Here is a 25,885-nt window from a genome sequence, read left to right on the forward strand (position 1 = left end):
GCAACGCCCGGGCGCGCCCCCAGACGCTGCGCACCGGCGCCCTCCCACGATTCCTCATTCATCACGTTCATGCCAAACATGCTGTGGGCCCTGCTGGCCGGAAACTTCGCGATCGGCACCGGCATCATGGCCGCCGGCGCCACGCTCAACGAGATCAGCGCCTTCTTCCAGGTTCCCGTGCCGGTGGCAGGCTACCTGATCACGGCCGCCGGGGCCGTCGTATGTCTGGGCGCGCCGGCGCTGGCCAGCGTGGTGGCGCCGTTCGACCGGCGCCGCCTGCTGGCGCTGTCCATGCTCTGGTACGGCGTCATGCACCTCGCCTGCGCGCTGGTCGACGATTTCGGCTGGCTGCTCGCGCTGCGCGTGCTGGCCGTCGTCCCCGCGGCCGTGTTCACGCCACAGGCGGCCGCTTGCGTCGGGCACCTGATGCCGCTGGCGCAGCGCGGCCGTGCCATCACCTTCGTGTTCGTCGGCTGGTCGCTGGCCTCCGTGCTGGGCATGCCGTTGAGCGCCTGGCTGGCCGGCCTGTCCGGCTGGCAGGGTGCCTACGTCATGGTGGCGGTGCTGTCCTTCGCCAGTGCAGCCTGGGTCTGGCTGGCGATGCCCGCGAACGTGCGGCCGCCGCGCTTCGCGCTGTCGAGCTGGGGCGAAGCCCTGCGCTCGCGGCCCCTGATGCTTTGCGTGGCGGTCACGCTGCTCTATTCGGCGGGGCAATTCGTGTTGTTCGCCTACTTCGCGCCTTATTTCAAGGACCTGCTGGGCGCTGGTGCCAAGGAGCTGAGCGCGCTGTTCATGTGCTTCGGGGCGTTCGGCCTGATCGGCAACGTGCTGATGTCGCGCCGCATCGACCGCCTGGGCGCGTCGCGCGGCGTCATGATCGCCATGGCCGCGATTGCGCTCAGCCTCCTGCTCTGGCCGCTGGGTACCACGCTGCTCATGGCGGCTTTGGTAATGGTGCCTTGGGCGCTCGGCTGCTTCTCGGCCAACTCGGCGCAGCAGGCACGGCTGGTGTCGCTGGCACCGGCGCTCGCCGGCGGGTCTATCGCTTTGAACACCTCGGCGATGTACGCCGGCCAGGCGTTCGGTGCTGCCACCGGCGGCTGGTTGATCGGCCACCAGGGCCTGGAATCGCTGCACTGGGCCGGCCTGATGCTCATGATCGTCGCGATGGCGGTCAGCGTGCTGGCGACGCGGATGGTGCCGCGGACCGCCGCGACCGCGATGCCCGCGGCGGCGTGCAAATTGTGAGCTGACCGCCACTTATCTGACAGATTGACAATCGCACGTCCGGTCGCAGGCAAGCCGGTGCGCGGCAATGGGTTAGCCTATCGGCGCCCATGATCCAAGCCTCCCGCGCCAGTGCCTCCGGGCCGAACTCCGGCGCATCCCTGTCCTTTGAAGAGGGTCTCGACCACCAGTTGTCCACCATCACCGCGGAGGGCGGCGGCGACCTGCTCGAGCGCTCGATGGGTGCGCTACTGCGCCTGGTGCGCGAACAGCTGCAGCTCGAGGCCGTGTTCGTGGGCGAACTGCTGGAAGACCGGCGCGTCTTCCGCTATGTCGATACGGTTCACGCGCCGCCGCTGATCGGGCCCGGCCAGTCGCACCCGTTGGAGCACAGCCTGTGCCAGCGCATCCTCGATGGCCGCATGCCTGGCCTGGTGGGCAACGTCAGCGCGGTGCGGGTCGCGCACGGCCTGCCGCCCATCTACGACGCAGTCGGCGCGCACGTGGGCGTTCCGGTGCGCTTCTCCGACGGGCGCCTGTACGGCATGTTGTGCGGCTTCTGCCTCAAGCCTCGCGACGACCTGGACGAACGCGACATCATGCGGCTGGAGGTCGCCGCGCGCGCGGCCGCCCGGCTGCTCGCGCAGGCCGACGGGGTCGCGCCAGCCGTCTGATTGCCGGCGCGCCGCGCGCCAGCTGCCCGGCGTCAACCCGTCGCCAGCGTCGGCGCCTTCGGTTCGCGGCTGGCCAGCACCTGGTCGATGCGGTGGCTGTCCACGTCCATCACCTCGAAGGTATAGCCGGCCCACTTCACGGTGTCTGTACGGCGCGGTACGCGGCGCAGCATGAACATCAGGAAACCCGCAAGGGTCTCGTATTCATCCACGTCCGGCATGACGTCGATGTCGAGCGCGCGGCGCACGTCCTGGATGGGCGTGACGCCGTCGATCAGCCACGAATTCTCGTCGCGCCGCACGATCTGCTGTTCCTCGTCATCCATCGGTGGCACCAGGTCGCCCATCACGGTGCTCATCACGTCGTTGAGCGTGATCACGCCGACCACCAGGCTGTACTCGTTGACCACGATGGCGAAGTCCTCGAGCGCCTGGCGGAACTGCTCGAGCACTTCGGTCAGGGAGATTCGGTCGGGGATCACCAGCGCCTTGCGCAACGGCAGACCCTGCTCGAAGGACAGCGGCTGGCCGCCCAGGACGCGCTGGAACATGTCCTTGGCATCCACGTAGCCCAGCACGTGGTCGATGTCGCCTTCGCAGACCGGATAGGCGGAGAAAGGCTCGGCAACGATGCGGGCGCGCAGCACCTGTTCCGGCTCGTCCTTGTGGAACCAGATCACGCGGTCGCGCGGCGTCATGACGCTGCTGACCATGCGCGTGTCCAGTTCGAACACGTTGGCGATCACCCGGTGCTCGCGCTCGGCCAGCACGCCGGCGCGGGCGCCGGCCTCGGTCATGGCCAGGATGTCGGCGGACGTGATCTGCTCTTCGCGCTGGGTCGGCATGCCCAGCAGCTTGAACAGCAGGTCGGTGCTCTGGGTGAACAGCCACACCACCGGCTTGAGCGCGGTGATGAAGAACTGCATGGGCCTCACCAGCCGTACCGCGAGTTGTTCCGGCGCGTTCATGCCCCAGCGCTTGGGAAACAGATCGGCAAAGATCAGGAACACCGCGATGATGGTGATGAACGACAGGACGAAGGCGGCGCTTTGCGCGGCCTCGGGGCTCATCCAGTGCTCCAGCGCGGCGGCGAAATAGGGGCTCAGCGCCCCGTCGCCGACCACGCCGCCGAGAATGGCCACCGCATTGAGCCCGATCTGCACGACCGTGAAGTAGTGGCCGGGATGCTCCTGCAGCGCCAGCACCTTCTCGGCGCGTGCGTCGCCGTCGTCGGCCATCTGGCGCAGCCGCAGGCGGCGCGATGCCGCCAGGCAGATCTCGGCCAGAGAGAAGAAGGCGCTGGTGGCGATCAGCGCGACGATGATGATCAGGCTTTCAGACAGGGTCATGGCGCATCGGCGTAGGCCGACATGGTGCCATGAGCCAGCCACGGCTCGGAATCCGGGCGCGCGGCGATGCGGCGGCCGGGCCGGCGCCTATTGCACGAATCCGATGCGCCCGCGACCAGCGGTGGCCGCGCGCGGCAGGTCTTCCACGCGCACCGCATCCCGCCTGGCCAGCCGTGCGTTGCCGAAGCCGGTCATCAGCGCCCGGCGCATCTCGCGCGGCGCCAGGCCGGCCAGCAGGTCGATGACGTCATCGGCGGGCTCCGGCGCCAGCAGGCGGCCCCAGTCATGCTCGGCCCGGATCGCGTCGTACAGGTTGCGCGCGATGCGTCGGGCTTCCTCGGGCGAAGGCTGGTCGATCTCGAACACGTTCATGCGGTTGAGGATGGGCTCCGGGATGCCGCGCTCGTCGTTGGCGGTGCTGATCCAGATCACCTGGCTGGCGTCGATGGCAACCTCCGCGAACTCGTCGACGAAAGACTGGGCCGTGTCGTGCTCCAGCAGGTTGTACAGGGCGCCCAGCGGGTCGTACTGGGCGTCGGTGCCGGCCTTGTCGATCTCGTCGACCACGATCACCGGATTGGCATACTGGCCGTCGACCAGGGTCTCGAACACCTTCCCGGGCTTGGAGCCCTTCCATTGCGACGAGGCGCCCGAAAGCAGCCAGCCGGCCGTCATGGCATTCATCGGCACCAGCGACATGCCGGTGCCGAGCAGTTCGGCCAGCTTGCGCGCGAAATGCGTCTTGCCGATGCCAGGCGGGCCCAGCAACAGCATGGGCGTGAGTTCCAGGCCGTCGCTGCTGTCCTGCGCCAGCGCTACGTGGCGGCGAACGTCGTCGATGGCGTCCGAGAAGTTGGGGAGCTGCGCGTACAGCGAGGCCATTTCCGGCACGCCGCACGGCTTGACCTGGAAGCGGTCGGGGCCGCGTTCGAGCATGCGCTCGTAGGTGCTGCGCAGGTGCTCGTGTTCGCGCTCGGGCAGCTTGGCGAGCCGGCGCTCGACGTCGTGCGGCAGGAACACGCTGCGCATCTGGGCAATGGGCAGAGACAGGCCGACGCTGGCGGGAACGAGACTGCGGGAATCCATGGACAGCACCTCCGGAATCGAACAGCTGCCGATCAGCATAAGGCGTGCCCGGATGAATCGCATGTCCGGTTTTTCCCCGGCGGGCTGAAGCTGACGGCCGACAGCGTGAAAAGGTGCGCGCGGCCCCGTTGCCGCGGCGCGTCAGACGCCGCCGTGCGGATGCGTGGGGTCGACCCAGAGCACCGATTCGGGCTTCTCGGCGGGCTCGATGTCGAGGTTGATGGCGACCGCCTCGCCGTCGCTGCGGCACAACACGCACTCGAGCGCCTCGGTGCTGCTGGCATTGATCTCCTGGTGCGGAACGTAGGGCGGTACGTAGATGAAGTCGCCCGGACCGGCCTCGGCGGTGAACTCCAGGTGGTCGCCCCAGCGCATGCGGGCGTGCCCGCGTACCACGTAGATCACCGACTCGAGGTGCCCGTGGTGGTGCGCGCCGGTCTTGGCGTTGGCATGGATCGTGACGGTGCCTGCCCACAGCTTCTGCGCACCCACACGTGCGAAGTTGATCGCCGCGGCCCGGTTCATGCCCGGCGTCTGGGCGGTGTTGGCATCGAGCTGGCCGGCGGGGATCACCCGCACGCCGTCATGCTTCCAGTCGGTGGGGTGCGGATGCTCGTGCGCCACGGTGCCGCCGCCCGCGCTCAGTGGGAGGGCGCGGAGAGCATCTGCTGCAACTCGCCCGACTCGTACATCTCCATCATGATGTCCGAGCCGCCGACGAATTCGCCGCGCACGTACAGCTGCGGGATCGTCGGCCAGTTGCTGTATTCCTTGATGCCCTGGCGCACGCCATCGTCTTCCAGCACGTTGACGGTCTTCAGTGCCTTGGGGTCGACACCGCAGGCCTTCAGGATCTGGATGGCGCGGCCGGAGAAGCCGCACATGGGAAAGCTGGCGCTGCCCTTCATGAACAGAAGGACTTCGTTGCTCTTGACCAGCTCGTCGATGCGTTGTTGGGCGTCGGTCATGGGGACTCCTGCAAAAAGTTCTGGCGATTATTTCATTGCCGGCCAGCGTCCGCCGGAGCAGCGCTCGATGCCGCCGAGGTCCGTGCGGCTTTGTACCTCGTCGAAGCCCCGGGCCGCCAGCAGCGCCCGCACGGCGGCGGCCTGGTCGTGGCCGTGCTCCAACAGGAGCCAGGCGCCCGGCGCCAGGTGGGCCGGCGCATCGCGCACGATCCGCCGGATGTCGTCCAGCCCGTCGGCGCCGGCGGCCAGGGCCGACAGCGGTTCGTGGCGCAGGGCGGGCAGGTGGGGGTCGCCGGCGGCCACGTAGGGCGGGTTGGAGACGATCAGGTCATGCCCGGCCGCGGCACCTTCGAGCCAGTCGGCCTGGCGCAGGTCCACCGCCAGTCCCAGGCGCGCGGCATTGGCGCGTGCGACCGTCAGGGCATCGGCGCTGGCGTCGACCGCATGCGCATCCAGGTCCGGCCGGGCGCTTTTCAGGGCGAGGGCGATGGCACCGCTGCCGGTGCCAAGGTCCAGGAAGCGTGCGCCGCTGCGGCCGTCCAGGCAGTCCAGCGCCCAATCGACGAGCGTCTCGGTGTCGGGGCGCGGCACCAGCACGCGCGCGTCCACCTGCAGTGTCATGCCGCGGAATTCCTTGTGGCCCAGCAGGTAGGCCACCGGCTCGCCGGACAGGCGGCGTTCGACAAGGTCGGCGAACGCGGCCGCCTCGGCGCCGGCCAGCGGCGCATCGTCGTGGGCCAGCAGCCAGGCGCGCTCGCTGCCCGGCCGGCCCAGGGCATGCAGGAGCAGCAGTTGGGCATCGAGCCGCGCCAGGCCGTTCCCGGCGGCCGTGGCCAGCGCCCGGGCGATGGTGGTCGGGCCGGCGAGGGTCACGACAGGGAGGCCTCGAGCTCGGCCAGCTGTTCGGCTTCGCGCGCGGCGCGCAAGGCCGCCAGCACCTCGGTCAGGTCGCCTTCCATGATGGTGACGAGCTTGTAGAGGGTCAGGTTGATCCGGTGGTCGGTCAGGCGGCCCTGCGGGAAGTTGTAGGTACGGATGCGGTCGGAACGGTCGCCACTGCCGATCAGGCCCTTGCGCAGGGCGGCGTCCTTGGCAGCGCGCTCGGTGCGTTCTTTTTCCTGGATGCGCGCGGACAGCACCTGCAGCGCCTTGGCCTTGTTGCGGTGCTGGCTGCGGTCGTCCTGGCATTCGGCCACGATGCCGGTGGGAATGTGCGTGATGCGCACGGCCGAGTCGGTCTTGTTGATGTGCTGGCCGCCGGCGCCGCTGGCGCGGTAGGTGTCGATGCGCAGGTCGGCCGGATTGATCTGTACCGCCACTGCCTCGTCCGGCTCGGCCAGCACCGCCACGGTGCAGGCGCTGGTGTGGATGCGGCCTTGCGTTTCGGTGGCGGGCACGCGCTGCACGCGGTGGCCACCCGACTCGAAGCGCAGCGCCCCGAAGACGCCGTCGCCTTCGATGCGCAGCACCGCTTCCTTGAAGCCGCCGAGCTCGCTCTCGTTGGCGCTGACGATCTCCACGCGCCAGCCGGCGCGTTCGGCGTGGCGGGTATACATGCGCAGCAGATCGCCGGCGAACAGGGCGGATTCGTCCCCGCCGGTGCCGGCGCGGATTTCCAGGAAGGCATTGCGTTCGTCGTCCGGGTCCTTGGGCAGCAGCAGGCGCTGGAGCTCGTCTTCCAGCTGCAGCAGCTCCGCCTCGCCGGAGGCGATTTCCTCGCGCGCCATGTCGGCCATGTCGGCGTCGTCGAGCATCTCGCGGGCCGCGGCGACGTCGGCCTCGACTTGGCGGTAGCGCTGGTAGCGGCCGGCGACCTGCGTCACCTGGGCGTGCTCGCGCGAGATCGCGCGGTATTGCGCCATGTCGGACATGATGTCCTCGCGCGAGAGCAGGAAGTCCAGCTCACCCAGGCGTTGCAGGAAGCGTTCGAGTTGTTGGCGAAGGAAGGTCTTCACGGCGGGAGGCCCGGCGGCGGGCGGTCGGAGTTCGGGGCTGCCCCGAAGGGCGGGGAATGGGCGGGAGCGTCGGCTGTCGACGGCGGCCGAAGCGGGCGGGCGGCTCGGAGCGCCGCTAACGTTCCTTGCGCAGGAACAGGCGGGCGATGGCCTGGGCGGTCTGTTCGCGCGCTGCAGCGTCGCCGGCGTGCAGTTCGGCCATGGCGCCGTGCAGCAGCTTCTGGGTCAGGCCGCGCGACATCGCGTCGAGCACCGCGTCCACGTCTTCGCCCTTGGCCAGCAGCTTGCGGGCACGGGCCAGTTCGGCGGCGCGCCAGGCGTCGGCCTGGGCGTTGAGCTGCTGGATCAGCGGCACGCTGCCGCGCTGGCCCAGCCAGTGCATGAAGCTCTGGACGCCGGCGTCGATGATGACCTCGGCCTCGGCGACGGCGGCCTGGCGCTGCGCCTGGCCCTGCTGCACCACCTGCGCGAGGTCGTCGACGGTGTAGAGATAGACGTCGGACAGGGCCTGCACCTCCGGCTCGATGTCGCGCGGGACGGCCAGGTCGACCATGAACATCGGCCGGTGCTTGCGTTGCTTGAGGGCCCGTTCCACCGCGCCCAGGCCGATCAGGGGCAGGGTGCTGGCGGTACAGCTGACGACGATGTCGAACTCGGCCAGCCTGTTCGGCAGGTCGGCCAGGCGCATCGCCTCGCCGCCGAAGCGCGACGCCAGCTTCTCGCCGCGCTCGATCGTGCGGTTGGCCACCACCATGGCGCGCGGCTGGCGGGCGGCGAAATGGGTGGCGGCCAGGTCGATCATTTCGCCGGCCCCGATGAACAGCACCCGCGTCTGGCGCAGGTCCTCGAACAGCTGGCTGGCCAGGCGCACGGAAGCGGCCGCCATGCTGATCGAATGCGCGCCGATCTCGGTGGCCGTGCGCACTTCCTTGGCGATGGCGAAGGAGCGCTGGAACAGCTGGTTGAGCGTGCTGCCGAGCGAGCCGGCCTGCTCGGCGGCGCGTACGGCGTCCTTCATCTGGCCCAGGATCTGTGCCTCGCCCAGCACCATGGAGTCGAGCCCGCTGGCGACGCGGAAGGCATGCCGGGCGGCCTCGTCGTCGGCCAGGGAGTAGGCATGCGAGCGCAGCAGCGCGGGCGAGACGCCGCCGCTTTCGGCGAGCCAGCCCACCGTGTGGTCAAGTGCCGCGCTTTCGGCGGCGCAGTAGATCTCGGTGCGGTTGCAGGTCGAGATGATGGCCGCTTCGACCTCGGGGTGGCGCGCCGGCCCGAACGAGCGGCGCAGGCTGTGCAGCGTGGGGGCGAGCTGGTCGAGGGCGAACGCGAAACGACCGCGCAGATCGAGCGGCGCGGTCGTGTGATTCAAGCCCAGGGCCCAGACTGCCATGCACCGGATTATAAAATTTGCGCGTCCCCGGGGCTTGCCGCGGGGTTTGGCCCTGCCGAGGCCTCGCGCGAGGCGTTTTTCGGACTCCCCCTGCATCCCTGCCGATGTCCCCTGTTGCCCTGATCCTGCACGTCGCCAATTTCATTGCGCCGGCACTGTTCCTCGCGTTGATCCTGCCGTTGGCGGCCCGGCTGCTGCCCGGCAAGGCCGCCTCGCGGATGGCCTGGTGGCGCCAGGCGGCGCTCAATTTCGGCGCCGGCGTGGCGGTGCTGCTGGCCGGCCTGGCGTTGCACGGGCGCGACGGCGCCATGGCGACCTACGCGGCGCTTGTGGTGGTGTCCGGCACCGTGCAGTGGCTCGTGGGTGGCGGGTTCAGGCGCTGACGACCGGCTGGGGCGGCACGCGCCCCGGGCTGTTCAGGCCCCCGTCGGCCCGCGCGGCGGCGCAGGCGGGGAGGGGGCCGGCTCCGCTGTCATGGGCGGCACGGCTGGGGGGTCGGCGGCGGGCGCGGCGATTGCGGCCGCCGGCTGGAGGGCAGCCGCGGTGCCCGGCTGGGCCACGAACACGGCCAGCGGCAACTGGGCCGACTGCAGGCGATCGAGGATCGCGAACAGCAGGTCGCTGCGCACCTGCGCCACCAGCCGCGGGCTGGCGACGTAGGCAATGACGATGAACACCAGCAGCCCGTTCTCCACGCTGTCCAGGCGAACCAGCGGTTCCGGGTTGTCCAGCACCGCGGTGTGCTCGACGCAGGCTTCCATCATCATGTCCCGTGCCTTGTGCGCATCGGTGGTCAGCGGCATCGGCAGGCGGATCAGCACGCGGCCGTCCGGGTTGGCCAGCGTCATGTTGCGCACGGTCTTGGTGATGAACTCCGAGTTGGGCACGATCAGGGTCGAGCGGTCCCACAGCTCGATCTCGGTGGCGCGCACGTTGATGCGCCGCACGTCGCCCTCGGCGGTGTCGAGCACGACCCAGTCGCCGACCTTCACCGGCCGCTCGGCCAGCAGGATCAGCCCCGAGATGAAGTTCTGCACGATGGCCTGCAGCCCGAAGCCGATGCCGACCGACAGCGCGCTGGCCACCCAGGCGATGCGGTTGACCCCCACGCCCAGCGCCGACAGCGCAAAGGCCACGACCAGCATCAGGCCGACATAGCCCATCAGCGTGGTGAGCGAGCTGCGCATGCCCGGCTCGAAGTTGGTGTAGGGCAGGAAGCTCGTTTCCAGCCAGCGCTTGAGCAGGCGCACCGCCATGATGCCCAGCACCAGGACCGCGATGGCGCCGACGATGGCGCTCGGCACGATCTCGAACTCGCCCACCTTCAGCGTGCCGCTGACCTTGCCGCTGCGCTCGAGCAACTCGCCCGGGCTGCTTCCCAGCGGCGCGACGAAGGCGATCACCATGTAGAAGAAGACGGCGGCCCGGCTCAGGGCGGACAGCAGCACCGCCGCCTGGTCGAGCAGCTGCGGCGCAATGCCGAGCGCGCCTTGCAGCCGCTGGCCCGAATGGCTGCGCGAGGACAGCGCGGCCATCCAGAAGTCGTCCGCCAGCTTGAACAGGAGGTAGGCCGACGCCACCACCACGCCGGCCCAGGCCGCCTGGCCGGCCAGCACGCGGGCGAAGGCCTGGTAGCCGGCCACCACCAGCACGACCAGCGCCACCAGCAGGACGCCGACCAGCCCGAGCAGCAAACCCACCCATGCCGGCCGGTCGGGCTCGGCCGGGTGCGCCTCGCCGGCCGATGCGCCGGCTTCGTCTGCGCCGGCGGCGGCAGAGGCGCGCGCCGGCCGGCGCACCAGGAACAGGCCCACCAGCGCCGCCAACAGGAAGACGACGGTGGGGATCAGGTTGGTCAGCACGCTGTTGAGCGGCGCGCCGACGACGTCGTTGACGATGGTCGGCACGCCCATCGCCGCGCCGGACACGACAAGCAGCCAGGGCAGCACGCCCAGCCGGGCCGCCAGCGGGTCGGAAATGGGCGGCAGACGCCAGGAGGGGCGGGCATTCGACAGCAGCGCCCGGCCCAGGCCGACAACGAAGGTCAGGTACATGGCCAGCCGCACCAGGTTGACGGCCAGGCGGGTGCTCTTGGTGCCCCAGTCGCCGGCCTCCTCCAGCCAGCCCCAGGCCAGGGAGCCGATGCCGCCGACCACGGCCACGTACCCCAAGACGGTCAGCAGCGCCAGCAGGGAGCGGCGCAGGCGCCCTTCAGGAAAGAAGCGCGCCGCGATGAACGTGAGCGCGCGCTCGAGCAGCCAGACCAGCAGGACGGCCAGGGCCACCGCCAGCAGCGCGCCGAACGCGATGTTGATCCTGTCCGATACGCTGTCCAGCCCGCGTTGCACCTCCTCGCGCAGGCTCTTCAGCCGTTCGCGGTCGGCGGCCCATTGACTCGATGCCTTGTTCCAGAACCCGGTACGAAGCGGCGTCTCCGATCGCTCGAACAACTGGGCCTCGAACACCGCCCGGCGCTGGGCGAGCAGTTCGCTGCGCTGCTGCTGGGCGTTGACGGCGAGCAGTCGCGCCAGCCGGATGTCCGCATCGATGCCGTTGCGCTCCTTGACCAGCGCGTCGCGCTGCCGGGTCACGTCGCGGTCCTCGGCATTGGTGCCCGACGGGGCCGGACCGAGCTCGCCCAGGCGGGCGTTGAGGTCGGCCAGGCGGGCGGTGCGCTGCGTGACGAAGCGCTCGACCTGGGACGAGATCTGATCGGTCAGCGTGTTCAGCCTGGCCAGGTCGTCGTCGCCCTCGACGCTGTCCGGAAGCTGCGCGGCCGCCGCGCGCAGCGTGGCCATGGTGATGTCCGGCGCCGGCGCAGCCGCAGCCGCTCCCGTGTCGCCCCCCTGCGCCCGCGCGGCGCCACACAGCAGCAGCGCCAACAGGCCGACCTGAAGGAGATACAGGATCCGGGACATCCGCCGCATCATAGAGAGAGACTGGCCGCGAAGGCAGAAGCGGCGCCGGGACGCGGCTGGTGCGCCCTGGCCGGACGCCGGCGCGTCAGCCGGCGGGACCGAACAGGTCGACCCGATCGGTGACGACGCCGTCCGTGCCGAGCCCCTGCAGCCATCGGGCCGCCCACTCGTCGTTCACGGTGTAGCTCAGCGCCCGCATGCCAGCCGCGTGCACCTGTCGGACGCGCTCGGCGTCCCACAGGTTGTAGTTGCACACCACGGCGGCGCAGTCCAGCGCCTGGGCGGCGTCGAGCCAGCCGTCGCGCAGCTTGTCCAGGAGCAGGCCGCGCGGCAGGCCGGGCGCCGCCTCGCGTGCGGCGCGCAGCGATTCCTCCTTGAAGGAGGTCAGCAGAGGCGGCACCGCGGCGCCCGCCCACAGGCGTTGCGCCTCGCGTGCGACCGCTTCGCCGGTCTCTCGCTCGGTGCCGGGTGTCGGCTTGATCTCGATGTCGGCGAAGTGGCCGCTGGCCAGGCACCAGCGCGCGAAGTTCTCCATCGTCGGCAGCGGCTCGCCGGCATACGTCCGCGAGTGCCATCCGCCGGCATCGAGCTGCGCCAGTTCGGACCAGGGGCGCTCGCCGCCGATGCCGCCGGCGTTGGTGGTGCGCTCCAGCGTGGCGTCGTGCATCAGGAAGACGACGCCGTCCCGGCTGAGCTTGGCGTCGCACTCGAACATGCGGTAGCCGTGCTGCGCCCCCAGCCGGAAGGCGGCCAGCGTGTTCTCGGGCGCCAGCTTGCCGGCGCCGCGGTGGGCGATCCAGAAGGGGTAGGGCCAGGTGTTCATCGGCAGTCCCGCTCAGGTATTGGCCAGGCGCTTGCCGGAACCGGCGTCGAACCAGTGCAGCCGCTCCTGGCGGGCCGCCACGCGCACCGAGGCGCCCAGCGCAGGCACCGGCACGCCTTCGTCCACGCGCAGCACCAATTGCTCTTCGCCGATGCGCGCGTAGATCAGGCGCTCGGCGCCCAGCATCTCGACCTGCTCGATCTTGACCAGCCAGCCGTCGTCGGCGAAGTCGACGTGCTCTGGCCGGATGCCCAGGATGGTGCCCGCACGCACGCCCGGCGCATGCTTGAGCAGGTTCATCGGCGGCGAGCCCATGAAGCTGGCGACGAAGGTGGTCGCGGGCTTGTTGTAGACCTCTTCCGGCGTGCCGAACTGGTCCATCACGCCGGCATTCATGACCATGATGCGCTGTGCCAGCGTCATCGCCTCGACCTGGTCGTGCGTGACGAACAGCGAGGTGATGCCCAGTTCCTGGTGCAGCTTCTGGATCTCCAGGCGTGTCTGGGCGCGCAGCTTGGCGTCGAGGTTCGACAGCGGCTCGTCGAACAGGAACACCTGCGGCTCGCGCACGATGGCGCGGCCCATGGCGACGCGCTGGCGCTGGCCGCCCGAGAGCTCGCGCGGCTTGCGCTCGAGCAGGTGGCTCAGCTCGAGAATCCTGGCGGCCTTGTCCACCCGCGTCTTGATCTCCGCCTTGGGCACGCCCAGGATGCGCAGGCCGTAGGCCATGTTGTCGAAGCACGTCATGTGCGGGTAGAGCGCGTAGTTCTGGAACACCATGGCGATGTCGCGCCGGGCCGGTTCCACGTCGTTAACCACGCGCTCGCCGATGGCGATCTCGCCCGAGCTGATCTCTTCCAGCCCGGCCACCATGCGCAGCAGGGTGGACTTGCCGCAGCCGGAAGGGCCGACGATGACGACGAACTCTCCGTCCTTCACCTCGGCCGACACGCCATGGATGACCTGGTTGACTTTTGCGCCCTTGCCGTAGCGCTTGATGATGTTGCGAAAGTGAATGGCTGCCATGTGTCTTCTTGTCTGTTCAGGAGCGGGCGCCGGAAAGCCGGGCGCGCGTCATTTTTCGGTATCCACCAGGCCCTTGACGAACCACCGCTGCATCAGGATCACCACGATGGCAGGCGGGACCAGCGCCATGATGGCCGTGGCCATGACGATGTTCCAGTCGACCGCGGCGTCGCCGGTGGCGATCATCCGCTTGATGCCGATCACGATCGGGTACATGTCCTCGGTGGTGGTGGCCAGCAGGGGCCACAGGTACTGGTTCCAGCCGTAGATGAACTGGATCACGAACAGCGCGGCGATCGACGTCTGCGACAGCGGCACCAGGATGTCCTTGAAGAAGCGCATCGGGCCGGCGCCGTCGATGCGCGCCGCCTCGACCAGTTCGTCTGGAACCGACAGGAAGAACTGCCGGAACAGGAAGGTCGCGGTGGCCGACGCGATCAGCGGCACCGTCAGGCCGGCGTAGGTGTTGAGCATGTTCAGGTCCGCAAGCACCTTGTAGGTCGGCAATATCCGCACCTCCACCGGCAGCATGAGCGTGACGAAGATCATCCAGAACACCAGCTTCTTGAACGGGAAGCGGAAGTAGACGATGGCAAAGGCCGACAACAACGAAATGGCGATCTTGCCGATACTGATCACCAGCGCCGTCACCAGGCTCACCCACATCATCCGGCCCACCACCACGTGGGCACCCTGCGTTTCGGTGCCGAGCAGGGCGGAGGTGTAGTTCTCGATCATGTGCGTGCCGGGCGTGATCGGCATCGGCACCTTGAGGATCTCGTCGCGCGTGTGCGTGGAGGCCACGAAGGCCAGGTAGATGGGAAACACGACCAGCGCGATGCCCAGCAGCAGCACCACGTGCGACAGGATGGTCAGGCCAGGGCGGCGTTCAACCATGACGGCCCCTTTCAGTATTGGACTTTTTTCTCGACATAACGGAACTGGATGACGGTCAGCGCGACCACGATCACCATCAGCACCACCGACTGGGCGGCCGAGCCGCCGAGATCGAGCGCGCGGAACCCGTCGTGCCAGACCTTGTAGACCAGGATGGCGGTATCGCGACCCGGGCCGCCTTCGGTGGTGGCGTGCACGATGGCAAACGTATCGAAGAAGGCGTAGACCACGTTGATCACCACAAGGAAGAACGTGGTGGGCGACAGCAGCGGGAACTGGATGGTGAAGAAGCGCCGCAGCGGCCCGGCGCCATCGATGGCAGCGGCCTCGATCAGCGCCTTCGGGATGGACTGCAGGCCGGCCAGGAAGAAAAGGAAGTTGTAGGAGATCTGCTTCCAAACCGCGGCGATCACGATCAGCGTCAGCGCCTGGTCGGAATTGAGCACGTGGTTCCAGGCAATGCCCATCCGATTGAGCGCGTACGCCACCACGCCGATGCTGGGCGAGAACATGAACACCCACAGCACGCCGGCGATGGCCGGTGCCACCGCGTAGGGAATGATCAGGAACGTCTTGTAGAACAGGCCCCCGCGCAAGATGCGGTCGGCAAACACGGCCAGCATCAGCGACAGCGCGATGCCGATGCCGGCCACCAGAACCGAGAACAGCGCCGTGATCTTGAACGAGTCGATATAGGCCGGATCCTCGAACAAGGTCTTGAAATTCTCCAGCCCGACGAATTCGGTGGACGTGCCGAAGGCGTCTTCCATCTGCACCGACTGCACGATGGCCTGGCTCGCCGGCCAGAAGAAGAACACCAGGATGATCGCCATCTGCGGTGCGATCAGCAGCCAGGGCAGCCAGGCGGAACGGAAGAGGACGCGTTTTTCCATGAAGTCCCAATGAAAAGAAAACCCGCCGGCTCCACGGGAGCACGGCGGGGCGCAGTTTAATTGTTGTTCACGAACTTAACTCATCGTGAACACGGGAGGCGGGTGGCGCTCCCCAAGGCAGGCCTCAGCCCTTGTTGGCCTTCTGGAAGCGCTCCAGCTGTTCGTTGCCGCGCTTGACAGCGGTGTCCAGCGCTTCCTTGGGCGACTTCTTGCCGGCCCAGATCTGCTCGGTCTCCTCGTCGATGATGGTGCGCACCTGCACGAAGTTGCCCAGGCGGATGCCGCGCGACTTGTCGGTGGTCTTGCGGATCATCTGCGTCACCGCGACGTCGGTGCCCGGGTTCTGCTTGTAGAAGCCCGAGTCCTCGGTCAGCTTGTAGGCCGCCATGGTGATCGGCAGGTAGCCGGTGCGCTTGTGGCTGGCCGACTGCACGTCGGCCTTGGACAGGAAGTCGAAGAACCTGGCCACGCCCTTGTAATGGTCGGCCGGCTTGCCGGCCATCACCCACAGGCTGGCGCCGCCGATCACGGTGTTCTGGGGCGCGCCCTTCACGTCGGCGTAGTAGGGCAGGGTGGAAATGCCGTAGGCGAACTTGGCGTCCTTCGACACCCGGGCGTACAGGCCCGAGGAGCCGGTCATCATGGCGCACTCGCCGGCCGGGAAGGAGGCGTCGGCGGCGTTGCCGCGGCCCTTGTAGACGAAGGTGCCGTCCTTGGCCATCTTGGCCAGGTTCTCGAAGTGCTTGAGCTGCAGCGGCTGGTTGAACACCAGGCGCGCCTTGGTGCCGCCGAAACCGTTGTTCTCACTGGCGAACAGGGTGTTGTGCCAGGTCGAGAAGCTTTCCAGCTGGGTCCAGCTCATCCAGCTGGTGGTGAACGGGCATTTGTGGCCCGAGGCCTTGAGCTTGTCGGCTGCAGCGAACACTTCCGGCCAGGTCTTGGGCGCCTTTTCGGGGTCCAGACCGGCCGCCTTGAAGGCGTCCTTGTTGTAGTAGAAGATGGTCGTCGAGCTGTTGAGCGGATAGCTCAGCATCTGGCCGTTGGGCGCAGTGTAGTAGCCGGCGACGGCGGGCACGTAGGCGTTCTGGTCGAACTTGACGCCGCCTTCCTTCATGACCTCGGCCACCGGCTTGATGGCGCCCTTGGATGCCATCATCGTGGCGGTGCCGACTTCGAACACCTGGAGGATGTCCGGGGCGTTGCCCGAGCGGAAGGCCGCGATGGCGGCCGTCATCGACTCGTCGTAGCCGCCCTTGAAGGTCGGCACGACCTTGTAATCCTTCTGGCTGTCGTTGAACTGCTTGGCCAGGTCATTGACCCATTCGCCCAGCGGACCACTCATCGAATGCCACCACTGGACTTCGGTCTGCGCGTAAGTCGGGGCGATGAGGGCGGCCGACAGGGCTGCGCCCGTCGCAAGGGCCTTGAATCGCATAAAGAACACTCCTGCTTGGAAATTGGTAAACCGGATAGGCTATGTCGCTCTTGTTACGAAGCGGAGTCAGCGTTTGTCACATTTCTGTCATATTCAAGCCAGCGGGGAAACCCTTCTTGAGCTCGTGCAGCAAGGATGCCTGTCATGAGCCGCACCTCGCTCGACAAGGCCCGCATACGTTTCCTGCTGCTCGAGGGCGTGCACCCGTCGGCGGTGGAACTGCTGCATGCGCAGGGCTACACCCAGGTGGAGGCGCTGGCCGGAGCGCTGCCCGAGGAGGAGCTCAAGTCCAGGATCGCGGACGTGCACTTCCTGGGCATCCGCTCGCGCACCCACCTGACGCCGGCGGTGTTCGATGCGGCGCACAAGCTGGTGGCCGTGGGCGCCTTCTGCATCGGCACCAACCAGATCGATCTGGACGCCGCCAGCGCGCATGGCGTGGCGGTGTTCAATGCGCCGTACTCCAACACCCGCTCGGTCGCCGAACTGGTGCTGGGCGAGGCCATCCTGCTGCTGCGCGGCGTGCCGGGCAAGAGCGCGGCGGCGCATCGGGGGCAATGGCGCAAGACGGCCGAGAACGCGTTCGAGATCCGCGGCAAGACGCTGGGCATCGTCGGCTATGGCTCCATTGGCGCGCAGCTGTCGGTGCTGGCCGAGGCGCTGGGCATGCAGGTGATCTTCTATGACGTGGTGACCAAGCTGCCGCTGGGCAACGCGCGGCAGGTGCGCAGCCTGCCCGAACTGCTGGCGCAAAGCGACATCGTGAGCCTGCACGTGCCGGAGCTGGCGTCCACGCAGTGGATGATCGGCGCCGAACAGATCGCCGCCATGAAGCCGGGCGCGATTCTCATCAACGCCTCGCGCGGCACGGTGGTCGAGATCGAGCCGCTTGCCGAGGCCATTCGCGCAGGGCGGCTGCTGGGCGCCGCGGTGGACGTGTTCCCGACCGAGCCGCGCAGCAACAAGGATGAGTTCACCTCGCCCTTGCGCGGGCTGGACAACGTCATCCTGACGCCGCACATCGGGGGCTCCACAATGGAGGCCCAGGCCAACATCGGGCTGGAGGTGGCGGAGAAGCTGGTCAAGTACAGCGACAACGGCACCTCGACCACGTCGGTGAACTTCCCCGAGGTGGCGCTGCCGGCGCATCCGGGCCAGCACCGGCTGCTGCACGTCCACCGCAACGTGCCGGGCGTGCTGTCGGCGATCAACCAGGTGTTTGCAGACAACGGCAGCAACATCTGCGCGCAGTTCCTGCAGACGCGCGGCGACCTGGGCTACGTGGTCACCGACATCGAGGCGGCGTCGTCCGAGCGGACGCTGGAAAAGCTCGGCCAGGTGCCCGGCACCATCCGCAGCCGGGTGTTGTTCTGAAGCGGGGCGGCGGCGCCCGCGCCGCCGTGCTCAGGCCGGTTCGGTGCGCTTGATCGCCTGCTGCCTGGCTTTCCACGCGCCGCGCGTCACGCGCACGAGGGAGCGGCGAATCTGCCAAAGCCGCTTGAGCCTGGCGACCGACAGGTCGAGGTACTGCCGTTCCCAATCGGGGTCGGAATACCGTTTCCACAGGCCGTAGCCCAGGTGGCACAGCCGGCCGGCGGGATCCCAGGGCTTGGGGCTGCCGAAGAAATGAACGATGGCGCCGGTGCAATCGCCCGGCTGGGCCTTCCCCGCCGTCCAGCCGAGGTTGAAGCGGCTGGGAAGCGCCAGGTACTGTCCCTTTGCATAGGCATTGAGCACGGTCTGGTCGTGCGAGATCAGTTCATGCCTGTTGGCGCGTGCGAAGGCTCGCCAGGCCGCGCTGGCGCCCTCGCTGCGCAGGCGAGCCAGGTTGAAAGCGACCACGCCGCTGTTGAAGTACTGGGTCTGCAGTGTCAGGCCATGCTTGACGAGCATCACCTTGTCCTGGGCCCAGTCGAGCTCGAAGCCCACGGCGGCGAAATTGTGCCCAACCAGGGGATGCTCGCTCACCAGTGTGCGCACATCGCATTGGACAAGCAGGTCGGCGTCGAGGTAGAGCACCTCGTCCACGTCGGCCAGCAAGTCGGGCAGCAGCAGACGGCCATAGGCGGTGCGGTCGCCCAGCAATCCCGGCAGGTCGCCGAACTCGCGATCGGCGTCGAATTCGATGAAGCGGCACCCGCCCACGCCGCCGCATTGCGCCAGGTGGGCCACGATGTTGTCGCGGTGCCGCTGCGCCAGTCGCGAGACCAGGAAGTGCAGGTGCAGTTCGTGGGGCTGCGCGCAATTGAGCAGCATCGACCGCAAGGTCGCACCCAGGCCCGGCATGCCCAGTTCGTTGATGTTGAAGGCAATGTGCATGAACCGTCCCGTGACAAGGATTGGAATCGTGATGCGCGAATGTGAACTTTATATTACATTTCGTTTCATGGAAAGCCGCGCGCTGCAATGGCGCTTTTTCCCGCCCGTCACCTGCCTCCGGCCCGCTGCCCGGCGCCGATTGGAGGGGTGACATAAAATTGCCGGCTCACTTCCCCCCGGATTGCCAGGGCGCCAGCGCGCCTGGTCGAAGCCCCACCCGATGAATGCACCGACCGCGTTGACCGCGTTGCTGTCGCAGGCCGCAGAGCCGGCGCGATTGCGCGAGATCCCGTACAACTACACCAGCTTCTCCGACCGGGAGATCGTGATCCGCCTGCTGGGCGAGCGCGGCTGGGACCTGCTGCAGACGCTGCGCGCGGAGCGTCGCACCGGCCGCTCGGCACGAATGCTCTACGAGGTGATGGGCGACATCTGGGTGGTGCGCCGCAACCCCTACCTGGTCGACGACCTGCTCGACAATCCGCGCCGCCGGCAACTGCTGGTGGAGGCCTTGCACCACCGCATGGCCGAGGTCGGCAAGCGCCGCACGCCGGACGCCGACGCCCAGCGCGATGCCCTGGTGGGCGAGCTGTCGGCGCTGGTTTCGCAGGCCATCGATGCGTTCGACGTCATGTTCCGCGACGTGGCGGCGCTGCGGCGCAAGTCCACGCGTGCCTTGCGCCGAGTCACGGCCAAGGACAACATCAAGTTCGACGGCCTCTCGCGCGTCTCGCACGTCACCGATGCCACCGACTGGCGGGTCGAATACCCCTTCGTCGTGCTCACCCCGGACACCGAGGCGGAGATGGCCGGGCTGGTCAAGTGCTGCATCGAGCTGGGCCTGACCATCATTCCGCGCGGCGGCGGCACCGGCTACACCGGCGGCGCCGTCCCGCTGGCCTGGAACAGCGCCGTCATCAACACCGAGAAGCTGGAGGCCATGACCGAGGTCGAGCTGGTCCAGCTGCCCGGTCTCGAGGCGCCGGTGCCGACCATCCACACCGAGGCGGGGGTGGTCACCCAGCGCGTGGCGGACGCCGCCGAGCGCGCCGGCTTCGTCTTCGCCGTGGACCCGACTTCTGCCGAAGCCTCGTGCGTCGGCGGCAACGTGGCGATGAACGCCGGCGGCAAGAAGGCGGTGCTGTGGGGCACGGCGCTGGACAACCTGGCCTCGTGGCGCATGGTGACCCCGCAGGCCGAATGGCTGGAGGTGACCCGCGTCGGCCACAACCTGGGCAAGATCCATGACGCCGAGTCGGCCGTCTTCGAGCTGAACTACTACGGCGCCGACGGCAAGACGCACCTGCGCACCGAACGTCTGGAGATTCCGGGTCGCACCTTCCGCAAGGAAGGCCTGGGCAAGGACGTGACCGACAAGTTCCTGTCGGGCCTGCCGGGCGTGCAGAAGGAGGGCTGCGACGGCCTCATCACCAGCTGCCGCTGGGTGGTGCACCGCATGCCGGAGCACACGCGCACCGTGTGCATGGAGTTCTTCGGCAACGCCAAGGACGCAGTGCCCAGCATCGTCGAGATCAAGGACTTCATGTTCGCCGAGCAGAAGCGCAGCGGCGTGATGCTGGCCGGCCTGGAGCACCTGGACGACCGCTATCTCAAGGCGGTGGGCTACGCCACCAAGAGCAAGAAGCACGGCGGCGGCCTGCCGAAGATGGTGCTGATCGGCGACATCGCCGGCGACGACCCGGACGCGGTGGCGCGCGCCACCTCCGAGGTGGTTCGGCTGGCCAATTCGCGCAGCGGCGAGGGCTTCGTCGCCATCAGTCCCGAGGCGCGAAAGAAGTTCTGGCTCGACCGCAAGCGCACGGCGGCCATCAGCCGGCACACCAACGCGTTCAAGATCAACGAGGACGTCGTCATTCCGCTGCCGCGCATGGCCGAATACTCGGACGGCATCGAGCGCATCAACATCGAGCTGAGCCTGGCCAACAAGCTGGCGCTGGCCGAGCAGCTGATCGAGTTCCTCACCCGCGGCAATCTGCCGCTGGGCAAGACCGACGACGCCAACGACATTCCGTCGGCCGAACTGCTGGAAGACCGCGTCGGACAGGCGGTGGCGCTGGTGCAGGAGGTGGGCGAGCGCTGGGCCGGCTGGCTGCGCGACGTCGACGCACTGTTCCCGCACCTGCAGGACCATTCCCTGCGCGCGAGCTGGAAGACGCAGATCCGCGCGCCGCTGCAGCAGATATTCGCCGGCGCCGCCTTCGCGCCGATCCTGGCCGAGTGCAACGCCATCCACCAACGCGTGCTCAAGGGCCGCGTGTGGGTGGCGCTGCACATGCATGCCGGCGACGGCAACGTGCACACCAACATTCCGGTCAACAGCGACAACTACGAGATGCTGCAGACCGCGCATGCCGCGGTGGCGCGCATCATGGCGCTGGCACGCAGCCTCGGCGGCGTGATCTCGGGCGAACACGGCATCGGCATCACCAAGCTGGAGTTCCTGTCGGACGAGGAACTGGCGCCCTTTGCCGACTACAAGCAGCGCGTCGACCCCGAAGGCCGCTTCAACAAGGGCAAGCTGCTGCGCGCGGCACCCGACGCCCCGGCCGCCGGCGGCGCCATGCCGCATGCCGACCTGACCAATGCCTACACGCCGAGCTTCGGGCTGATGGGCCACGAGTCGCTCATCATGCAGCAGAGCGACATCGGCGCCATTGCCGATTCGGTCAAGGACTGCCTGCGCTGCGGCAAGTGCAAGCCGGTGTGTGCCACCCATGTGCCGCGCGCCAACCTGCTGTATTCGCCGCGCAACAAGATCCTGGCCACCTCGCTGCTGGTCGAGGCTTTCCTCTACGAGGAGCAGACCCGCCGCGGCGTGTCGATCAAGCACTGGGAGGAGTTCGAGGACGTTGCCGACCATTGCACCGTCTGCCACAAGTGCCTCACGCCGTGCCCGGTGAAGATCGATTTCGGCGACGTGTCGATGAACATGCGCAACCTGCTGCGCAAGATGGGGCAGAAGAGCTTCCGCCCCGGCAACGCGGCCGCGATGTTCTTCCTCAACGCGACCAACCCGCAGACCATCAAGGCGGTCCGCGCCGGCATGGTGGGCGTGGGCTTCAAGGCTCAGCGCCTTGCCAACGACCTGCTCAAGGGGCTGGCCCGCAAGCAGACGGCAGCGCCGCCGGCCACGCTGGGGCCCGCGCCGGTGAAGGAACAGGTCATCCACTTCATCAACAAGAAGATGCCCGGCGGCCTGCCCAAGCGCACGGCGCGCGCGCTGCTGGACATCGAGGATGCCGACTACGTTCCGATCATCCGCGACCCGCAGGCGACCTCGGCCGAGACGGAGGCAGTGTTCTACTTCCCCGGGTGCGGCTCGGAGCGCCTGTTCTCGCAGGTCGGCCTGGCCACCCAGGCCATGCTCTGGCATGCGGGCGTACAGACGGTGCTGCCGCCGGGCTACCTGTGCTGCGGCTATCCGCAGCGCGGCAGCGGCCAGTTCGACAAGGCCGAGAAGATGATCACCGACAACCGGGTGCTGTTCCACCGCGTGGCCAACACGCTCAACTACCTGGACATCAAGACGGTGGTGGTCAGCTGCGGCACCTGCTATGACCAGTTGCAGGGCTACCAGTTCGACAAGATCTTCCCCGGCTGCCGGATCGTCGACATCCACGAGTTCCTGCTGGAGAAGGGCATCTCCCTGGCCGACGCGCCGGCCGGCGCTGGCGCCTACCTCTACCACGACCCGTGCCACAGCCCGATGAAGCAGCAGGACCCGATGAAGACGGTCAAGGCGCTGGTGGGCGAGAGCGTGCTCAAGAGCGACCGTTGCTGCGGCGAATCCGGCACCCTGGGCGTGACGCGGCCGGACATCTCCACCCAGGTCCGCTTCCGCAAGGAAGAGGAACTGAAGAAGGGCGAGGCCGCGCTGCGCCAGTCGGGCACCATCGGCCCGGCCGACAACGTCAAGATCCTGACCAGCTGCCCGAGCTGCCTGCAAGGCCTGTCGCGCTACGGCCAGGACCTGAACAACGGCCTGCTGGAAGCCGATTACATCGTCGTCGAGATGGCGCGGCGCATCCTCGGCGAGGACTGGATGCAGCGCTACGTGGCCGCCGCCAATCACGGCGGCATCGAGCGGGTGCTGGTATGACGCTCGGCGCGCACGCCGTCGGCCGGGCCGGATGCCCGCTGTGCGACGCCGCCGGCGGCCGGCTGGTGCATGAGGCCGCGCACTATCGCGTCGTCCATGCGGACGAGCCCGGGTTCCCGGCCTTCTACCGGCTGGTGTGGCGAGAGCACGTGCGCGAGTTCTCCGACCTGGCGCCCGAGGCGCGTGCGGCTTGCATGGAGGGCGTCACCGCCATCGAGGCGTGCCTGCGCGAGCACTTGGCGCCGACCAAGGTGAACCTGGCGACGCTGGGCAACGTGGTGGCGCATCTGCACTGGCACGTGATCGCGCGCTTCGACTGGGACAGCCACTTTCCGGCGCCGGTCTGGGCGGCGCCGCAGCGCGAGCGCGATGCGCTGCGCGAGGCCGAACTGGCAGCGCGGCTGCCTGACATGGAACTGGCACTCGTTGCCCGCCTGAGGAGTCTGTAGCAATGGCAGGTTTGCAGTCCGGCGCACCCACGCCGGTGAATATCGTGGCGCACGGCCAGTCGCGCGTGCTGGAAGTGGCCTTCTCCGACGGCGCCACCTTCCGCATTCCCTTCGAGCTGATGCGCATCTACTCGCCTTCGGCCGAGGTGCAGGGGCACGGGCCCGGCCAGGAAGTGCTGCAGACCGGCAAGCGCGAAGTCGAGCTGGTCGGTCTCCAGCCGGTGGGCAACTACGCCGTCCAGCCCACCTTCAGCGACGGCCACGACTCGGGCATCTATTCCTGGGACCTGCTGTACGAGCTCGGCGCACGCGAGGCGCAATTGTGGGCCGAGTACGAGGCCCGGCTCGCCGCGGCCGGCGTGGACCGCGACGCGCCCATGCCCGAAAAGGGCGGTCACGCCTGCGGCAGCCACTGAACGCGCGCCGCGCATTGCCATGAAAGCCCGGCGACACACTGGGGTCGTCGGCCTGCGCTGAGGGCTTTGGTCCTAACATCGCGTGCATGGGCAGCACGCACTTTGGATTCGAGCAGGTCGACGAGCAGGACAAGGCACGTCGCGTACGCGGTGTCTTCGACTCGGTCGCAGGCAGCTACGACGTCATGAACGACCTCATGTCGGCCGGCCTGCACCGGGCCTGGAAGGCCTACACCGTCATGGTCGCCAACCTGCGCGAAGGTTCGCGCGTGCTCGACATAGCGGGCGGCACGGGCGACCTGGCGCTGGCCTTTGCCCGCAAGGTGGGCGAATCCGGGGTGGTGGTGCACACCGACATCAACCACGCCATGCTCTCGGTCGGCCGCGACCGCCTCATCGACGCCGGCGTGGCCCTGCCCACCCTGGTGTGCGACGCCGAGCAACTGCCCTTCGCCGACGGCGAGTTCGACGTTGTGAGCGTGGCCTTCGGCCTGCGCAACATGACACACAAGGAGCGTGCGCTCAAGGAAATGAATCGCGTGCTCAAGCCGCGCGGCAAGCTGCTGGTGCTGGAGTTCTCGAAGGTGGCCAAGCCGCTGGCCAAGGCGTATGACTGGTACTCGTTCCAGATGCTGCCCCGCCTGGGCAAGCTGGTGGCGGGCGACGCGGACAGCTACCGCTACCTGGCCGAGTCCATTCGCATGCATCCGGGTCAGGAAGAACTCAAGACCCTCATGAAGGAGGGCGGTTTCGGCCATGTGGACTATCACAACATGACTGGCGGCGTGGTCGCCCTGCATGTTGGAATCAAGTGCTGATGGCCCAAGCGGCGATCCCGCGATCCGTTTTTTGTACCGACGAGGAGACGACATGAAGAAACTGCTTCCAATCCTGCTGACTTGCGCCCTGGCGCTGGCAAGCGTCCACGCGGATGCCAAGCGCATGGGCGGCGGCGGCAAATCCTTCGGTCGTCAATCGAGCAACGTGACCCAGCGCGAAGCGGCGCCCGCACAGGCGCCGTCCAACACCGCGGGCAGCACCGCCACCGCGCCGAGCAGCGCCGCCGCCGCCAAGCCCGGCGCCGCCGGAGCGGCCGCCGCTGCGCCGAAGCGGCCGTGGGGAGCGATGCTCGGCGGCCTGGCGGCCGGCCTGGGCCTGGCCTGGCTTGCCAATTCGCTGGGCCTGGGCCCGGCGTTCGCCAACTTCCTGCTGATCCTCCTGGTGGCCATGGTGGCGCTGGCCGCCTGGCGCATGTTCAGTGCACGCTCGCAGGCCAGGGGCGGTGCCCGCCAGAACGGCCTTGCATTCCAGGGCGTGGGCGGCGGTGCCGCCAACGCCGCGTCGCCGGCGCAATACAGCCCGAACAACGTGGGCAACGACGCGTCGGCGCGTCCCTGGGAGCGGCACGGCACGGCTTTCGAGTCGGTGTCGGGCGCGGCAGCCGGTGGCAGCCTGATCGGCGCAGCCCTGTCGGGTTCGCAGAGCTGGGGCGTGCCGGCCGGCTTCGACACCGACGGGTTCCTGGTCGCGGCCAAGCGCAACTTCGTGACCCTGCAGGACGCCTGGGACCGCAGCGACATCACCACACTGCGGTCGATGATGACCGACGAAATGGTCCAGGAAATCCGCAGCCAGCTGGCCGAGCGTGAGGCCCATCTGGGCGGCCAGCCGAACAAGACCGAGGTGGTCATGCTCGAAGCCCATCTCCTGGGAATCGAGGAACTGCCGGACGTCTACATGGCCAGCGTGGAGTTCTCCGGCATGATCCGCGAAGACGTGTCGGCCGGCCCCAGCCCCTTCCGCGAGGTCTGGAACATGACGCGCCCCGTCGCCGGCAAGTCCGGCTGGCTGGTGGCCGGCGTCCAGGCGTTGCAGTAAGTCCACGGCGTCCGCGCCCCCGTGCGTGCCGGTCCGGGGCGCCGGCCGCAGCGCGGATGCAAATT

At 68.3% G+C, this 25,885-nt stretch carries 23 protein-coding genes; 9 read left to right on the forward strand and 14 right to left on the reverse strand.

Translation table 11 applies throughout. From position 1 onward, the window contains the following. Positions 1–69 precede the first annotated feature (69 nt). Positions 70–1,248 carry an MFS transporter gene (locus tag VES41_RS16015; RefSeq protein ID WP_324818932.1) on the forward strand — a complete coding sequence of 393 codons (1,179 nt, stop codon included), beginning with the start codon at positions 70–72 and terminating at the stop codon, positions 1,246–1,248. Between the two features lie 89 nt (positions 1,249–1,337). Further along, positions 1,338–1,901 carry a GAF domain-containing protein gene (locus VES41_RS16020; protein WP_324818935.1) on the forward strand — a complete coding sequence of 188 codons (564 nt, stop codon included), beginning with the start codon at positions 1,338–1,340 and terminating at the stop codon, positions 1,899–1,901. A gap of 32 nt (positions 1,902–1,933) precedes the next feature. Here the strand turns inward: VES41_RS16020 and VES41_RS16025 are convergent, their stop codons facing one another. The 7 genes from VES41_RS16025 to hemA all read right to left on the reverse strand — a co-directional run bounded on the left by VES41_RS16025 (position 1,934) and on the right by hemA (position 8,646). Beyond that, entirely contained in the window at positions 1,934–3,250 is a 1,317-nt protein-coding gene (locus tag VES41_RS16025) for a hemolysin family protein (RefSeq protein ID WP_324818938.1), read from the reverse strand. Positions 3,251–3,337: 87 nt separating this feature from the next. Further along, positions 3,338–4,336, reverse strand: coding sequence for an AAA family ATPase (locus VES41_RS16030; RefSeq protein ID WP_324818941.1), 999 nt, complete (start codon positions 4,334–4,336; stop codon positions 3,338–3,340). 141 nt (positions 4,337–4,477) lie between these two features. After that, positions 4,478–4,960, reverse strand: coding sequence for a cupin domain-containing protein (locus VES41_RS16035; RefSeq protein WP_324818943.1), 483 nt, complete (start codon positions 4,958–4,960; stop codon positions 4,478–4,480). A gap of 17 nt (positions 4,961–4,977) precedes the next feature. After that, complete coding sequence (gene grxD, locus VES41_RS16040) at positions 4,978–5,304, reverse strand: Grx4 family monothiol glutaredoxin (RefSeq protein ID WP_324818946.1); 327 nt, start codon at positions 5,302–5,304, stop codon at positions 4,978–4,980. A 27-nt stretch (positions 5,305–5,331) separates the two neighbouring features. Then, positions 5,332–6,177: a peptide chain release factor N(5)-glutamine methyltransferase gene (gene prmC, locus VES41_RS16045; protein ID WP_324818949.1), complete on the reverse strand. Its 846-nt coding sequence runs from the start codon at positions 6,175–6,177 to the stop codon at positions 5,332–5,334. Continuing rightward, entirely contained in the window at positions 6,174–7,259 is a 1,086-nt protein-coding gene (gene prfA, locus VES41_RS16050; RefSeq protein WP_324818951.1) for a peptide chain release factor 1, read from the reverse strand. Before prfA ends, prmC begins: the two co-directional genes overlap by 4 nt. 115 nt (positions 7,260–7,374) lie before the next feature. Then, a complete protein-coding gene (gene hemA, locus VES41_RS16055) occupies positions 7,375–8,646 on the reverse strand; it encodes a glutamyl-tRNA reductase (RefSeq protein ID WP_324818953.1) in 1,272 nt (423 codons plus the stop codon). 104 nt (positions 8,647–8,750) lie between these two features. On the opposite strand from hemA, the gene VES41_RS16060 reads away from it, so the two are divergent. After that, entirely contained in the window at positions 8,751–9,029 is a 279-nt protein-coding gene (locus VES41_RS16060) for a hypothetical protein (protein WP_324818955.1), read from the forward strand. A gap of 33 nt (positions 9,030–9,062) precedes the next feature. On the opposite strand, the gene VES41_RS16065 is transcribed toward VES41_RS16060, so the two are convergent. From VES41_RS16065 to ugpB, 6 genes are all read right to left on the reverse strand, one after another. Further along, positions 9,063–11,564, reverse strand: coding sequence for a DUF3772 domain-containing protein (locus VES41_RS16065; protein WP_324818957.1), 2,502 nt, complete (start codon positions 11,562–11,564; stop codon positions 9,063–9,065). Between the two features lie 85 nt (positions 11,565–11,649). Beyond that, on the reverse strand, positions 11,650–12,387 hold the full coding sequence (ugpQ, locus tag VES41_RS16070) for a glycerophosphodiester phosphodiesterase (RefSeq protein WP_324818960.1): 738 nt from the start codon (positions 12,385–12,387) through the stop codon (positions 11,650–11,652). A 12-nt stretch (positions 12,388–12,399) separates the two neighbouring features. Continuing rightward, positions 12,400–13,413, reverse strand: a complete 1,014-nt coding sequence (gene ugpC / locus VES41_RS16075) for a sn-glycerol-3-phosphate ABC transporter ATP-binding protein UgpC (protein WP_324818962.1) — start codon at positions 13,411–13,413, stop codon at positions 12,400–12,402. Between the two features lie 48 nt (positions 13,414–13,461). Further along, positions 13,462–14,310, reverse strand: a complete 849-nt coding sequence (gene ugpE, locus VES41_RS16080) for a sn-glycerol-3-phosphate ABC transporter permease UgpE (RefSeq protein WP_324818964.1) — start codon at positions 14,308–14,310, stop codon at positions 13,462–13,464. A gap of 11 nt (positions 14,311–14,321) precedes the next feature. After that, entirely contained in the window at positions 14,322–15,203 is an 882-nt protein-coding gene (gene ugpA / locus VES41_RS16085; protein ID WP_324818966.1) for a sn-glycerol-3-phosphate ABC transporter permease UgpA, read from the reverse strand. Between the two features lie 124 nt (positions 15,204–15,327). Next, positions 15,328–16,638: a sn-glycerol-3-phosphate ABC transporter substrate-binding protein UgpB gene (gene ugpB, locus VES41_RS16090; RefSeq protein WP_324818969.1), complete on the reverse strand. Its 1,311-nt coding sequence runs from the start codon at positions 16,636–16,638 to the stop codon at positions 15,328–15,330. 144 nt (positions 16,639–16,782) lie between these two features. Here ugpB and serA point away from each other — a divergent pair, with 144 nt between their 5' ends. Beyond that, positions 16,783–18,012 (forward strand): phosphoglycerate dehydrogenase, encoded by a 1,230-nt coding sequence (gene serA / locus VES41_RS16095; protein WP_324818973.1) that lies wholly within the window; start codon positions 16,783–16,785, stop codon positions 18,010–18,012. 30 nt (positions 18,013–18,042) lie between these two features. On the opposite strand, the gene VES41_RS16100 is transcribed toward serA, so the two are convergent. Next, complete coding sequence (locus VES41_RS16100) at positions 18,043–18,957, reverse strand: glycosyltransferase family 8 protein (protein ID WP_324818975.1); 915 nt, start codon at positions 18,955–18,957, stop codon at positions 18,043–18,045. Positions 18,958–19,177: 220 nt separating this feature from the next. Here VES41_RS16100 and VES41_RS16105 point away from each other — a divergent pair, with 220 nt between their 5' ends. The 5 genes from VES41_RS16105 to VES41_RS16125 all read left to right on the forward strand — a co-directional run bounded on the left by VES41_RS16105 (position 19,178) and on the right by VES41_RS16125 (position 25,820). Continuing rightward, positions 19,178–23,077 carry an FAD/FMN-binding oxidoreductase gene (locus VES41_RS16105; RefSeq protein ID WP_324818977.1) on the forward strand — a complete coding sequence of 1,300 codons (3,900 nt, stop codon included), beginning with the start codon at positions 19,178–19,180 and terminating at the stop codon, positions 23,075–23,077. Beyond that, positions 23,074–23,526, forward strand: a complete 453-nt coding sequence (locus tag VES41_RS16110) for an HIT family protein (protein ID WP_324818980.1) — start codon at positions 23,074–23,076, stop codon at positions 23,524–23,526. Before VES41_RS16105 ends, VES41_RS16110 begins: the two co-directional genes overlap by 4 nt. Positions 23,527–23,528: 2 nt before the next feature. Then, complete coding sequence (locus VES41_RS16115) at positions 23,529–23,942, forward strand: DUF971 domain-containing protein (RefSeq protein ID WP_324818982.1); 414 nt, start codon at positions 23,529–23,531, stop codon at positions 23,940–23,942. Between the two features lie 86 nt (positions 23,943–24,028). Continuing rightward, positions 24,029–24,760: a bifunctional demethylmenaquinone methyltransferase/2-methoxy-6-polyprenyl-1,4-benzoquinol methylase UbiE gene (ubiE, locus tag VES41_RS16120; protein WP_324818984.1), complete on the forward strand. Its 732-nt coding sequence runs from the start codon at positions 24,029–24,031 to the stop codon at positions 24,758–24,760. 52 nt (positions 24,761–24,812) lie between these two features. Beyond that, positions 24,813–25,820 (forward strand): Tim44-like domain-containing protein, encoded by a 1,008-nt coding sequence (locus VES41_RS16125; protein WP_324818987.1) that lies wholly within the window; start codon positions 24,813–24,815, stop codon positions 25,818–25,820. Positions 25,821–25,885 lie beyond the last annotated feature (65 nt).

It is taken from the genome of Variovorax sp. (assembly GCF_035634955.1).
Lineage (GTDB): Bacteria > Pseudomonadota > Gammaproteobacteria > Burkholderiales > Burkholderiaceae_C > Variovorax.